At 44.7% G+C, this 15,355-nt stretch carries 8 protein-coding genes; 7 read left to right on the top strand and 1 reads right to left on the bottom strand.

From position 1 onward, the window contains the following. The first annotated feature begins 157 nt into the window (after positions 1-157). The 7 genes from DXB58_RS02310 (at position 158) to DXB58_RS02280 (ending at position 14,798) form a co-directional block, all read left to right on the top strand. The gene (locus tag DXB58_RS02310; protein WP_009001045.1) at positions 158-2,281 is read left to right on the top strand and encodes a hypothetical protein; all 2,124 of its coding nucleotides are present in this window, start codon (positions 158-160) and stop codon (positions 2,279-2,281) included. A 118-nt stretch (positions 2,282-2,399) separates the two neighbouring features. Next, complete coding sequence (locus tag DXB58_RS02305) at positions 2,400-3,638, top strand: rhamnogalacturonan acetylesterase (RefSeq protein ID WP_009001046.1); 1,239 nt, start codon at positions 2,400-2,402, stop codon at positions 3,636-3,638. A gap of 25 nt (positions 3,639-3,663) precedes the next feature. Next, positions 3,664-6,189: a glycosyl hydrolase 115 family protein gene (locus tag DXB58_RS02300; RefSeq protein ID WP_009001047.1), complete on the top strand. Its 2,526-nt coding sequence runs from the start codon at positions 3,664-3,666 to the stop codon at positions 6,187-6,189. A gap of 21 nt (positions 6,190-6,210) precedes the next feature. Further along, entirely contained in the window at positions 6,211-8,124 is a 1,914-nt protein-coding gene (locus DXB58_RS02295; RefSeq protein ID WP_122135785.1) for a hypothetical protein, read from the top strand. Between the two features lie 14 nt (positions 8,125-8,138). After that, positions 8,139-11,111 (top strand): DUF4982 domain-containing protein, encoded by a 2,973-nt coding sequence (locus DXB58_RS02290; protein WP_122135784.1) that lies wholly within the window; start codon positions 8,139-8,141, stop codon positions 11,109-11,111. 35 nt (positions 11,112-11,146) lie between these two features. Next, complete coding sequence (locus DXB58_RS02285; protein WP_122135783.1) at positions 11,147-13,975, top strand: glycoside hydrolase family 2 TIM barrel-domain containing protein; 2,829 nt, start codon at positions 11,147-11,149, stop codon at positions 13,973-13,975. 58 nt (positions 13,976-14,033) lie between these two features. Continuing rightward, positions 14,034-14,798 carry a hypothetical protein gene (locus DXB58_RS02280; protein ID WP_122135782.1) on the top strand — a complete coding sequence of 255 codons (765 nt, stop codon included), beginning with the start codon at positions 14,034-14,036 and terminating at the stop codon, positions 14,796-14,798. Positions 14,799-14,876: 78 nt separating this feature from the next. Here DXB58_RS02280 and DXB58_RS02275 read toward each other — a convergent pair whose 3' ends face one another. Beyond that, positions 14,877-15,149: an HU family DNA-binding protein gene (locus DXB58_RS02275; RefSeq protein ID WP_004296482.1), complete on the bottom strand. Its 273-nt coding sequence runs from the start codon at positions 15,147-15,149 to the stop codon at positions 14,877-14,879. Positions 15,150-15,355: the final 206 nt, after the last annotated feature.

Below are 15,355 nucleotides of genomic sequence, written 5' to 3'. Positions count from 1 at the left end.
GAATGGACATCCGTACACAAACCAGCACAGATTATCAAATCCGCTCCGAATAAAAAACAGCACGGACAAATAATCCATGCAAACGTACGAGCGTCCATGTTACGGACACGATACTCTCATCATCTTTGTAAGCGAACGTTAACCAAATGTATTGACCATGAAACATTTACGTTATTTATCCATATTCGGAATGCTCCTTTTTATTGTTGCCTGCGGAGATGAACAAATACAATCGCCGGCAAACGATAATATGGAGAATACCGAAAAAAAAGAAGAACCTGAAAAAGAAATTATAATAGGGGAACGCGGTATGTGGGTGAGTTATGACCCTACTCCCAGGGGAACGTTAAACCACACTTCCGGCTATTCACATGCTTTAGTCAGCTGGCGACTACTCCCCACTGACCCCGATAACCTGGCATTTGATATTTATAAAAGCGAAGATAACGGCCCGGAAGTCAAACTGAACGAAACTCCCGTTACAGACGCTACCTGTTGGGCGGATAAAAGCATTCATGCACAGACGACCCATAGATATCGTGTCACTGTTGCCGGTTCGGAACAAACGCTCTGCGAATATACATTCACTCCCCAAATGGCGGAAACATTTTATCGTGCCATCCGGCTAAACAGTAACCTCCCCGACCCCAGCCTGACCTATGCCGCTAATGATGCACAAGTAGGTGACCTCGACGGTGACGGAGTAATGGAAATCGTACTTAAACGTCAACCTTACGACGGAGCAAACCAGGGCGGGTGGCGAGAGGGCACTACGCTGCTCGAAGCCTACAAACTGGACGGCACTTTCCTTTGGCAGATAGACATGGGTATCAATATACGTTCCGGCTCTCATTATACCTCTTTTATCGTGTATGACTTTGACGGTGACGGAAAATGCGAAATTGCTTTCCGCAGTTCCGAAGGCACTAAATTCGCCAACGGCGAAAAAATAACGGATGCCAGTGGAAACATAAATGATTACAGGCAAAAAGATCCTTCAGGGAAAGGATGGTATTCGGGAAAGTCGCTACACTCTACCTGTGGTTTAATCTTTGACGGGCCGGAATATATATCCATCGTCAACGGACAGGGGATAGAAGTAGGCCGTACCAATAATATTCCGCGGGGCGGTGAAGGGAGTAACTATGAGCGTGCCAAATACTGGCATCATTACTGGGGAGACGACTACGGCAACCGCATGGATCGTTTCTTTATCGGAGCCGCTTATTTGGACGGAATCCCGCAAAATGGTGTCAAAAAAGCCAATCCCAGCCTAATCGTCACTCGTGGAATCTACAGGAACTGGCAGGTATGGGCACTCGATTTCAATGGTTCTTCCCTGCTTCCCCGCTGGAAGTTCAATACGAACGATAAAGGATATGAGTCTTACAGGGATATGGGTTCACATACATTCAGAGTGGCAGACCTGAACGGTGACGGATATGACGAGATTCTCTACGGATCAGCAGCCATCGCGCGCAACGGCAAAGGACTTTATTGCACGGGAAACGGACACGGAGATGCACTCCATGTAGGGAAATTCATTCCCGACCGACCGGGATTACAAGTGGTGGCCTGTTTCGAAAACCCGAATAAATATATAAATAGCGGATTTGGCTATGGCTGTGCCATATTCGATGCAGCGACGGGGAAGTTTATAACCGGTCATGCAGGCGGATCAGGCTCTGGAAGTGGCGAAGATGGTGCAGATGAAGAGGATGAAGAGGATGAAGATAAAGATCCGCCCGGAGATGTAGGAAGATGTCTGGTAGCAGACATTATTCCGGATAGTCCCGGATATGAATACTGGTCGTCCGAGGCCAGCGGCGTGTATAGTTGTCAGACCGGACAGCTGCTTAGTACGACTTTGCCTTCTGCCAAAACCGGTTCCAAAAGCTACAACAACGCTATCTTCTGGACAGGCGACCTGACCCGCCAAATGTTGGATGATGTGATGGTACATAGCTACACGAAATCTGCTCCGTGGGATAAATCGCGGGTAGTCACTTTTACCTATTACGGCAGTGGGGTTTATTCCAACAACTCCACCAAAGCCAATCCCTGTTATTATGGAGATTTCCTGGGTGACTACCGTGAAGAAGTGATATACCGGAGCAAAGACGGAGAGTACATTTATATATTCTCCAGCAATCATCCCACCGGACACCGGTTTGTACATCTGATGAACGACCATACCTATGATATGTCACAGGCAATGCAGAATGTAGGCTACAATCAGCCGACACATCTGGGATATTATATTGGTGCGGACAGTAAATAACACAATTAATCCATATTTTCACACGTATGTCCATTATACATGAAAGAAAAACGCACTATTTTAGCTGCGGAAACGAGAAACAAGAATTTCACTCACACATACTCTAATTTTACCTGAAATGAAAACAACTTTATTGAGCCTTTTATTACTGGCATCAGTTAGTATAGAAGCACAAAATTTACCACAGACTTTTAAATTAGCCGACGCTCCCCGCTACTCGGAAAAAACCGGATATGGATACGACCGTGTAGACATTCCTAAAAAAGGTAGTAATGCACCTTTTTATTTCTCGGTACGTGTGCCCGACGGAAATTACCGCGTCACTGTACGCCTGGGAAGTAAGAATCAGGCAGGAAATACGACTGTCCGTGCAGAATCACGCCGCCTGTTCGTAGAAAATCTGCCGACAAAGAAAGGAGAATTCGTAGAAGAAACATTCATCGTCAATAAACGCAGTCCCCGCATTTCCGCCAAAGAATCCGTAAAGGTAAAGGATCGCGAAAAGAGCAAGTTAGATTGGGACGACAGATTGACAATCGAAATCAACGGAGAGGCACCTGCATGTGAAAGCATCCATGTAGAAGCTGCCGACCCTTCCATTCCCACAATCTTCTTATGCGGAAACAGTACGGTAGTGGATCAGGAAAATGAGCCCTGGGCCAGTTGGGGACAAATGCTTCCCCGTTTTCTCAATGACCAGATTTCCGTAGCCAATCATGCGGAATCCGGTTTATCCGCCAATACATTTATCAGTGGAAACCGGTTGAAAAAGATTATCTCACAAATGAAGAAAGGAGATTATGTATTTGTGGAATTCGGGCATAACGACCAAAAACAGAAAGGGGCCGGTAAAGGAGCTTATTACTCTTTTATGACTTATCTGAAAACATTTATCGACGAAGTGCAGGCGAAAGGCGGAAATCCGGTGCTGATTACCCCGACACGCCGCCGCAGATTTAACAAGGAGGGCCGTACCGTCAATACACATGGCGAATATCCGGATGCAGTACGATGGATCGCAGCAAAGGAGAATGTACCTTTAATAGATTTGAATAACATGACCGGTACGCTGTATGAAGCATTAGGCGAAAGTGAATCAAAAAAAGCCTTTGTACACTATCCAATGGGAAGTTTCTCCGGACAAAAAAAGGAATTGGCTGATAATACGCACTTTAATCCTTACGGGGCCTATCAGATAGCCAAATGTGTGATTGAAGGGATGAAAAAGGTTACGCCGGAATTGACTAAATACCTGAAAACAGATATTTCTTACAACCCGTCCCAACCGGACAAAGCAGAAACATTCCTTTGGTGTCCGGCACCTTTCTGCGAAATGGAAAAACCCGACGGAAATTAATAATATAACCATAAAAACTAATATCATGCTTTTACGTTCTTTCTTACTAATCATCGTTTTTGTATGTAGTCAGATTGTACGCTGTGACGACTTCGTTTGGTACAATGGAAAACAGGCCATATCGTATGCTATGCCCCAGTCTACCGCCCCAGTTGTAAAAATAGCTTTTGACATGTTCGCCGGGGACATGAAGCAGGTTACGGGCTTTTCGCCGAAACAGAGCTCTGCATCCAAAGCAACTATCCGCATCATACAACTGGATAAAGCAGACAAAAAAGTACAGAAGGAGTTGCGCGAATTAAACATACCGGTCGATAATATCGCAGCTAAAAAAGACGGCTTTTATATTTCAGTAGCGGGTGGCTCTGCAAATAAGCAATTACTCATCGTAGGCAGCGACGGCAGAGGAACTGCTTATGGAATACTGGAACTGTCACGTCTGGCAGGTGTATCGCCCTGGGTATGGTGGAGTGATGTTACTCCCGAAAAGCGGAGCCAACTTACCATTGACGGCAATTACAAGACTTTCCAGAGTCCGTCCGTAGAGTATCGCGGTATTTTCCTGAATGACGAGGACTGGTCCTTGCAACCCTGGAGCTGGATGACTTTCGAGCCTTCCAACATCAAAGGACGCATCGGCCCCCGTACCTATAAAGAAATATTCAAATTACTGCTCCGCCTGCGTGCCAATGCCATTTGGCCGGGTATGCATGGCATTACCACTCCTTTTTATCTTGTACCCGGAGCCAAAGAAGTGGCCGACAGTTGCGGCATCGCCATCGGCACCTCACACTGCGAACCTTTGATGCGCAGCAATGTAGGAGAATGGAGCGTGAAACGACGGGGAGATTATAATTATATCACTAACCGCGATTCTGTACAGGCTTACTGGATAGAACGATTGAAAGAAGCCGGGAAATACGAGAATATGTATACAATCGGCATGCGGGGAATCCACGACGGACACATGGAAGGGGTAAGCACCATGGAAGAAAAAGTCAACGCCCTGCAACAGGTAATCAATGACCAGCGCAAATTATTGACTAAATATACCAATCCGGACTTAACGAAAGTTCCGCAAGTATTTGTTCCCTACAAAGAGGTATTGCAAATTATGGAGAACGGCTTGGAAGTGCCGGATGACGTGACGCTCATGTGGTGTGACGATAACTACGGATACATGACCCGTCTTAGCGACGAAGAACAGCAGAAACGCAGTGGCGGCGGTGGTGTTTACTACCATTTGAGCTACTGGGGACGTCCGCACGATTATATGTGGTTGTGTACTACCCAACCGGGACTTATCTATAACGAAATGAAACAAGCATACGACCATAATGCACGCCGTGTATGGATCGTCAATGTGCATGACCTGAAACCTTCAGCTTACAACCTTGAGCTATTCCTGGATATGGCATGGGATATTCATTCCGTGGCTCCTTCCACCCTGAACGAACATCAGGAGAAATGGCTCTGCCGTGAGTTCGGCGAACAGGCCGGCAAGAAATTATTTCCTGCCATGCATGAGTTCTACCGTTTATGTGGCATCCGCAAACCGGAACACATGGGATGGACACAAGTAGAATTAGACAAGAGAAGGTATCCCAGAGGTCGTTCGCAAGTGATTGATACCGAATTCAGCCTGACTGAATTTGGCGGAGAGCTAGACCGCTATCTGGATTCTTACGAAACGATCAAGAAGACTGTTACGGAAGCAGAAGCCCTGATTGCACCCGAACGTAAAGATGCATTCTTCTCACATATCAAATATCAGGTATTTGCTTCTGCCGCGATGAGTACCAAAATGCTGGAAGCGCAGCGTGCCCGTTCCTACTCAACAGGACAGTGTGACGAATCTCTTTGGGGACGTGACAAGGCGATGTTTTCGGCCTGTGCCAGAAGTATGAAAGCCTATCAGGAAATCAAGGAACTGACTGATTACTATAACAACGAAATGGCGAACGGCAAATGGAAACATTCCATGTGTTTCTATCCGCGCGATTTGTATGTGTTCTATCCGCCAACTCTTCCTATAGGATTGACCGACAAAGAAGTAGATAAATACCTGGCTGAAAGTCCAAAGAAAACATCTTCCCGCAAAATTAAAACGGATAAATGTATCAGTTACAATGCTTGTAATTATACCCAAGCATCGGAAGGAGCTACGCCTATTCAGGCACTTGGACACAGTATGAACGCCGTTGCCCTGCCTAAAGGCGGCTCACTGACATTTGAATTCGACTGTCCGTGGGAAGGAGAAGCATTGTTACGTACTGCCGTCATACCGACTCAACCGAATGACAAAGGAGATATCCGCTTCAGTGTCAGCATAGACGGAGGAAAACCCCAGGTTCTTTCTTTCCGCGAAAAAGGACGTACGGAGACATGGAAACGCAATGTACTGCGTGGGCAAGCCATAAAGGAAACTAAACATTCACTAAAAAAAGGCAAGCACACGCTGACTATCACCGCTTTGGATAAACATGTTGTAGTAGACCAATGGATGATCGACTTTAAGCCGAACCGTAAATTTTATGTGTTCCCACAGTAACCTTAAAAAGGTATCAACGCCATGAAATACACGCCGTTATTTATCATCGGATTTATACTTTGCTTATCTGCATGTACGGATAATCAGCTTCTTCCGTCCTCTTCGGATGACGGGGAGAAACCGGTGGTAAAAGAAGAAAGGAACTATACTCCAAGAATGTTATGGGCATCTATCAACGGCAGGGCAGACGCTACAAACGACAAGAACAAGATACATAATAAAAAGATTCTTGTCAGTTGGCGCATGCTGCCCACTGACGATACTGAAGTAGCATTCGACCTTTACAGAAAAAGTGGCGACCGGGCTGAAATCAAAGTAAACGAGAACGCTATCACGGTCACCAACTTTCAAGATGTTTCGGCCGACCTTTCGGTAGATAACACATACAGGCTCTGTTACCATTCGAGTACAGTAACGATAGATACCTATACTATCACTGCACAACAGGCTTCCGCCGGACTGCCTTATATATCAATTCCCTTGCAAGGAACGGAAGGCATCGCTCCCGGATTAGTGTACAAAGCCAATGATATAAGCATAGGTGATCTGGATGGCGACGGACAATATGAAATCGTACTGAAACGGCTTATCTCTTCTCCGGATGATGAAGACAGCGAGACGGGCGACACAAATGACGGCATACGCCACTCCGTATTACTGGAAGCCTATCGTCTGGACGGCACATTCATGTGGCGGATGGCGATGGGTCCCAATGTGCCGACCGGAAACGGAAGTTCATTCGCAGTATATGACTTCAACGGGGATGGTAAATGCGAAATTGCATTGCGTACTGCTGAAGGCACCATTTTCGGGGATGGACAGGAAATTGGTGATACCGATGGGGATGGAAAAACGGACTATCGGGTAGCAGGCAAGAAATATATACATGGCGGGCCCGAATTCTTATCCATGATAGAAGGTGCTACCGGCAAGGAACTGGCACGAACGAACTACATCGCTCTCGGACAAAGTGAAGACTGGGGAGATAACTATTATAAGCGTTCAAGTAGTTACCGGATCGGAATGGCACGTTGTTCCAACGACGCTACCTCTGTCATTATAGGACGGGGATGTTACGCCAAAATTGTAGTGGAAGCATGGAACTTTAGCGATAACCAACTGTCCCGCGTCTGGCGTTTCGATACTACCGACGGTATTCACAACGATTATGACGGCCAAGGATATCACAGCATGAGTGTGGGTGATGTGGACAATGACGGATTAGATGAAATAGTATACGGTTCATGCACCATAGACCACAATGGAAAGGGGCTCAACTGTTGCGGACTGGGACATGGCGACGCATTGCATCTCGGAAAATTCGACCCGTCAAGAAAAGGACTTCAAATATGGTCTTGCTTTGAAAGCGGTACGGTAGGTGCTGCTCTAAGAGATGCCAATACGGGAGATGTTATATGGAAATTTGACAAATCAGGAGATGTAGGACGATGTTTGGTGGCAGACATCGATCCGGATAGTCCCGGCTGCGAAATGTGGTGGTATAAAGGAAATGCTCATTCTTCTTCCGGCGTTGATTTGGGTTATGTTCCAAGTTCGTGCAATATGGCAGTGTGGTTCTCCGGTTCCCTTAACAGGCAATTATTAGATAAAGGTACTGTTAATTCCTACAAAGACGGGAGAGTGTTCACCATATACCGTTATGGAGTTACCACCATCAATGGAACGAAAGCCAACCCATGTTTCTATGGAGATTTTCTGGGTGACTGGCGGGAAGAAATTATTCAACCGACCTCCGACAATACGGAATTACGCATATTCAGCACCTGGTATCCCACGGAATATCAGTTCCCATATCTGATGAGTGACCATATTTATGAAATGAGTGCTCTTAATCAGAATATCGGTTATAATCAGCCAACTCATACCAGTTATTATATCGGTTCCGACCTGATAGAGAATAAAGAAAAAAAATAATATTATATTTGATTATGAAACAAAAGATTATACTGTTTATATTTATCGCGTTCAGCCTATCTGTTATGACAACAGTGCAGGCTTCCGAACGTAAGAAATACAATTTCAACAGTGAATGGCGCCTGCATGTCGGCGATAATGAACAAGCCTCAAAAAACGGATTTGATGACAGTAACTGGAAACAGGTAACCTTGCCGCATGCCTTCAATGAGGATGAAGCATTCAAGCTGCACATAGCACAGTTGACAGATACAGTTGTTTGGTATCGCAAACATTTTCAGGTGAAAGATATAAAAGATAAAAAAGTATTTATCGAATTTGAAGGTATCCGCCAGGGTGGCAGTTTCTATCTAAACGGAGAATATCTGGGTATTCACGAGAATGGTGTCATGGCAGTAGGTTTCGACCTGACTCCCTTTATGAAAGAAGGAAACAACGTGCTCGCCATACGTATTGATAACAACTGGCAATACCGGGAAAAAAATACCAAATCGAAATTTCAATGGAACGACCGTAATTTCAATGCAAACTATGGTGGTATTCCCAAAAATGTCTTTCTGCATGTTACGGACGAAGTGTATCAGACTCTTCCTCTTTACAGTAATCTGAAAACTACCGGTGTATACATCTATGCTACGGATTTCGACATCAAAGGGCGTAAAGCTAAAATTCATGCCGAGTCTGAAATACGGAACGACGGCCGGGAAACACGTAAACTGACCTATCAGGTCACTCTGAAGGATATGGACGGCAAGACTGTGAAAACATTCACCAGTCCGGGAATTACCCTGAATCCCAAAGAGACGAAGGTGATACAGGCAGCAGCCGAAGTAGACAAATTGAATTTCTGGAGCTGGGGATATGGTTATCTTTATACAGTGACAACAGCTTTGAAAGATGAAAAAGGAGAAATATTCGATGAAGTTATCACACGTACCGGATTCCGTAAGACGCATTTCGGTGAGGGTAAAGTTTGGCTAAACGACCGTGTAATCCAAATGAAAGGTTATGCACAGCGCACCAGCAATGAATGGCCGGCGGTCGGCGTATCTGTTCCTGCCTGGTTGAGTGATTACTCGAATGGATTGATGGTTGAAAGTAACGGAAACTTAGTCCGCTGGATGCACGTCACTCCCTGGAAGCAGGACGTGGAATCTTGCGACCGTGTAGGACTCATTCAAGCGATGCCCGCCGGTGATTCTGAAAAAGATTGCGGAGGTCGTCAATGGGAACAACGGACAGAACTGATGCGCGATGCTATCATTTACAACCGTAATAATCCCAGTATCTTGTTTTATGAATGTGGCAACAAAGCCATCAGACTGGAGCACATGATCGAGATGAAGGCTATACGTGACAAATTCGATCCTTACGGCGGACGTGCCATAGGTTCCCGCGAGATGCTCGATATACGCGAAGCCGAATACGGCGGAGAAATGCTCTATATCAACAAAAGCAAGCATCACCCCATGTGGGCTACGGAATATTGTCGTGACGAGGGTTTACGTAAGTATTGGGACGAGCATAGTTATCCATTCCATAAGGAAGGTGCGGGGCCTCTTCATAAAGGAAAACCTGCCACCAGCTATAATCACAATCAGGATATGTTCGCCATAGAAATGGTAAACCGTTGGTATGATTATTGGAGGGAACGTCCCGGAACCGGGTTAAGGGTTAGTTCGGGGGGAACGAAAATAATCTTCTCCGACAGTAACACGCACTGTCGCGGCGAGGAGAACTACCGCAGAAGTGGAGTTACAGACCCGATGCGTATTAAAAAGGATGCTTTTTTCGCCCATCAGGTAATGTGGAACGGCTGGGTGGATACGGATAAATATCAGACGTATATCATTGGCCACTGGAATTATCCGGAAAAGACTGTAAAACCTGTCTATGTCGTTTCAAACGGGGAAGCAGTAGAATTATTCCTGAACGGAAAGTCACTGGGTAAAGGAAAGCGGGAGTCAAACTTTCTCTTTACTTTCGACAAGATCACTTTCCGTCCCGGTAAACTGGAAGCCGTAAGCTCTGATAAAAATGGTAAGGAAGTCAGTCGATACCATATAAGCACAGCCGGAGAAGCAACTCAACTGAAACTGACTGCCATACAAAACCCCGAAGGATTTCATGCCGATGGCGCCGATATGGCATTGTTGCAAATAGAAGTTGTCGACAAAGAGGGCCGACGTTGTCCATTGGATAACCGCACTATAAAATTCTCTCTAACAGGGGAAGCGGAATGGCGTGGCGGTATTGCACAAGGAGAGAACAATTATATATTAAGTAAAGACCTGCCGGTAGAGTGCGGAATCAACCGGGCATTGATACGCAGCACGACGGAAGCAGGCAAAATCATTGTCACTGCCCAAGCAGAGGGACTTCCCGCTACAACACTGACTTTGCAAACCACACCTGTAAAAGTTACGGATGGATGCAGTGACTATCTACCGCAATACAGCTTAAAAGGAAAATTGAATAAAGGAGCAACGCCTCTCACACCTTCTTATATAGATAGTAAACGTGATGTTGCAATCATTGCTGCCAAAGCGGGTTCTAATCAGAGCGAAGCAATAAAGAGCTACGATGACAATGAACTAAGCGAATGGAGTAACGACGGACAGTTGAATACTGCCTGGATCACTTATCAGCTGGAAAAAGAAGCCACCATTGATGATATTTGTATCAAGTTAAACGGTTGGCGTTCGCGTAGTTATCCACTGGAAGTCTATGCAGGAAAAACGAAGATATGGAGCGGCAGTACGGAAAAAAGTCTGGGTTACGTCCATTTGAAAATCGACAAGCCTGTAAAATCGGATAAGATTACAATCCAACTAAAAGGAAGCACCATAGATAATGATGCATTCGGAGAAATTGTTGAAGTTGCAGGGGGAGCCGCCAATGAAATGGAAAAGAAAGCCCAAAGCAACAAAGGGAAAAACGGACTGCGTATCATAGAGGTGGAATTTCTGGAAACAATAAAGAAATAAGAAAACATTGCTCAAGCAAGTAACGATAACGCTATATGATAAAAATAAGACAACTACTCTCACTTGCATTTCTTCTGTGTTTCAGCAGTATAAGCGCACAGAATACGGAGACTCTGTACCTGTCCGGTACCGGATTGGGGAAGACCGTCACTTGGGACTTCTATTGTTCCGGTGGTATGAACAGCGGCAAATGGAGTAAGATAGAAGTACCCTCACAGTGGGAATTGCAAGGTTTCGGGGAATATACATTCGGCCGTTTCTATCTGGTAAAGGAAGCCAAGCCGAGTGATGAAACGGGATTATACCGTTACAAGTTCAAAGTTCCCGCGAATTGGAAAGACAAACAGGTCCGCATTGTATTCGAAGGGGTAATGACAGATACGGAAGTAAAGATAAACAACAAACTTGCAGGAGAGATTCATCAAGGCGGTTTTATCTGCTTCAATTATGACATTACTGACAAACTTAAATTCGGTAAAAGTAATGAACTGGAAGTGAAGGTATGGAAAGAGTCTGCCAATAAATCGGTGAATGCGGCGGAACGCCGGGCCGATTGGTGGCTGTTCGGTGGTATCTACCGTCCGGTTTACCTGAAAGCTATGCCCAAGACGCACATCGAACGCATTGCCGTAAATGCAACAGCCGATGGTAAGTTGTCAACAGAAGTTTATATGAATAATTTGCCAGAGGGATATTCCCTGGCTACTTCACTGACTCCGGTAGGAGAAAGCAGAGCCATCGGAAAACAAACAAATACGTTGGGAACCGGGAATGTACAAACCATTTCGACTGACTGGAAAGGTATCCGTACCTGGGATTGCGAACACCCCAATCTCTATACGCTCCGGTTGGAACTGCTCGACAGCCAGAAGCAAATTGTACATGTACACGAAGAACGAATCGGATTCCGCACCATTGAGTTCCACCCTAAAGACGGGATTTATGTCAATGGGACGAAAGTGATAATGAAAGGTATCAACCGCCATAGTTTCCATCCCGACGGAGGACGTACTACCAATAAAGAGATCAGCCTGCAAGATGCACTGCTTATCAAGGAAATGAATATGAATGCAGTCCGTTCTCACTATCCGCCCGACAAACATTTTCTGGATGTATGTGATTCACTGGGACTTTTCTATCTGGAAGAGTTTCCCGGTTGGCATGGAAGATATGATGAGAAAGTGGGAGAGAAATTACTAAAAGAGATGATGGCCCATGACGTGAACCACCCCTGTATCTTCTTATGGAGTAACGGCAATGAAGGCGGATGGAATAAGAAACTGGATGCCTGTTTTGCTGATTATGATCCGCAAAAGCGCCATGTGATTCATCCGTGGGCAGATTTCAACCAACTGGATACGCATCATTACCCAGCCTATCAGACCGGAACCGGACGCCTTGCCAACGGATACAATGTCTTTATGCCGACAGAGTTTCTACACGGACAATATGATAAAGGACTGGGCGCAGGATTGGAAGATTATTGGAACAATTACACTTCCAATCCGTTATTTGCCGGCGGCTTCTTATGGACTTTTATTGATGAAGCCGTTTCACGCAGTGATAAAGGTGGTATTCTCGATTCTGACGGACCGAATGGCCCGGACGGTATTGTCGGTCCCAGGCGGGAAAAGGAAGGTAGCTTTTATACAGTTCGTGAAGTATGGGCACCTATCCAGTTCAAAAATCTATTTATCACTCCCTCTTTCAACGGAGAATTTATGGTGAGTAATACTTATTTATTCACTAATCTAAAGGAGTGTAGTATGAAGTATCGCCTTTACGCTACTCCCTCCCCATTAAAAGGTGGTGAGCGCTCGCTATTGAATGAAGGGACAGTCAGTCTGCCGGCTATTGATCCGGGGGAAACAGGTAAAGCACGTATGCAGTTACCGGAAAATTTCTTCCTGGGTGATGTGCTGGAACTGGAGGCTTATGACAGAAATGGGAAAGTGATTTGCAACTGGACGTGGCCGGTGAAGTATGCAAAAGAGTACTTTGAAACTCAACACATACAAACAACCTCTACAAAACCGGCAGAGATAAGAAAAGGAAACGAAAGCATTACTCTTTCTGCAAACGGCATTTCGGCAACGTTTAACAGCAAGGGCGGAGCATTGGTAGAGATAAAAAGCAATAAGCAAATTGTTCCTCTGAACAATGGCCCTCTACCCGTAGGAATAAAAGCCGACTTCAAAAAGGGGGAGGTACGCATGGACGGCAACGATGCCCTTTTCGTCGTAAGATATACGGGAGCCATTGATTCTATCGTTTGGCGTATGTCAGCAGATGGCTTGCTGGGAATGGATGCTATTCTGCTGAACCGCGGTAATGGTGGCGGATATAAAGGTGAATTCTTTGATAAAAACATCTATTACCTGGGACTTAGTTTTTCTTTCCCGGAAAAAGAAGTAAAAGGGATGCGATGGATGGGACGTGGTCCGTATCGCGTCTGGAAGAACCGGATCAAAGGGGCAAATTATAATATTTGGGAGAAAGAATACAATAATACCGTTACCGGAGAGAGTTTCGAGAAACTGATATATCCCGAGTTCAAAGGATATCATGGCAACCTATACTGGGCAACCATGGAGTCGGACAAAGTACCGTTCACTGTTTATTCGGAAACGGATGGTTTGTACTTCCGTGTATTTACCCCGGAAGAACCGGTGCATCGCAGGGATGGAGAAAACAGTATGCATAGTTTCCCGGAAGGCGACCTTTCCTTCCTTTATGATATTCCTGCCATACGTTCTTTCAAATCAATACCGGAACAGGGACCCAAAAGCCAGCCTAGTACCATCCGTATCAAATCGGGAGACGAGGGATTGCGCATGAAACTTTGGTTTGACTTCCGTCGCTGATATATTTGGACTCATGAATCAACAACAATATAAATTTTAATTAATAACAGAAATAGCCATGAAAAAAGTACTATTAACGCTGGCATTAGTTGCTACAGCTTCATTAAGTAATGCTCAAGTATTGAGAAACAATTTTCTCAACGGATGTAAAGAGGGGGAACCGATCGAAAAAGCAGCATACACTGCAAAGAAAGCCCCTCTTAACAAAGATGTATGGAGTGCTGTATTCAGTGAGAAAGAGCCTTTTATAGGTGAAAGCCCTGTTGCAGGCAAAGAACTGTCTTACAAAGGATATAATGAAGAAGGACTGTCGGTTACCTTTGGCGGACTGCCGGAAGAAGCAACGTTCCGTCCCAGCATTTACGGATTAGAATCCGGAAGAACATATTCTACCGGAACATATTACCTGTCATTCCTGGTAAACTTCTCCAAATTCAAGGCAAAAGGTTATATGGATTTTATTTCCACAAGTGCCAATCATGCTACGGGAACAAGCCGGGGATTCGTCTTCGCCTCTAACCAGGGAAGCAAACTCAAATTCGGAGTAGGCATACAGAAACAACGTGGATCTGCAACCAAGACTTATGATTTGAACACGACCCACCTGATTGTATTAAAAATCGATTTTGCAAAAAATCAGGCTTCCCTGTTTATTGATCCGGAATTGAAAGATCAGGAACCTACACCGGATGCGGTAGCCACTGAAGAAGGAGTTTTGAAAGCCGGCATCAAAGGAATAATGCTTAAAAATCGCAATAATTACGCAGGAAATATAGGTAACTTCCGTTTTACAGATAGTTGGGCAGGAATTATTGGAAAATAACCATAGTCTACTTATTGATAATAAAAAAAAGGTGTCTTTTAAAGGACACCTTTTTTTTATTTCTTTCAACTATCTATCTTATTCAACAGCTGCAGATAATTCAGCACCAGCTTTAAATTTAGCTACTTTCTTAGCAGGAATAGTAATAGTTGCCTTTGTAGAAGGGTTAATACCAGTTCTTTCAGCTCTTTCGCTTACTGAGAAAGTACCAAAACCTACGAGAGATACTTTGTCACCAGCTTTCATAGCATTAGTAACTGAAGTGATGAAAGCATCAAGTGCTTTTTTTGCATCGGCTTTGCTCATTTGAGCTTCAGCAGCCATTGCGCTAATAAGATCAGACTTATTCATAATACGTAAAATGATTAATTAATATATATGTTACACAAAAGATTATCCCACAATGGATTGATTCCACAAATATAGCCGAACAAAACAACATATCAAATAAAAACATAAAAAAAACGCAGCAAATTATTGAAAAAGAGCTAATAGGAAGCGTTTTTCATGCTTTAAAACAGAATTTATTCGTACTTTTGCGTCTATTATCTAAATAT

The organism is Bacteroides sp. OM05-10AA (assembly GCF_003439055.1).
GTDB lineage: Bacteria > Bacteroidota > Bacteroidia > Bacteroidales > Bacteroidaceae > Bacteroides > Bacteroides intestinigallinarum.
Note: the sequence above shows the minus strand (reverse complement) of the source record. Positions and strands in the feature narration are given on the sequence as shown.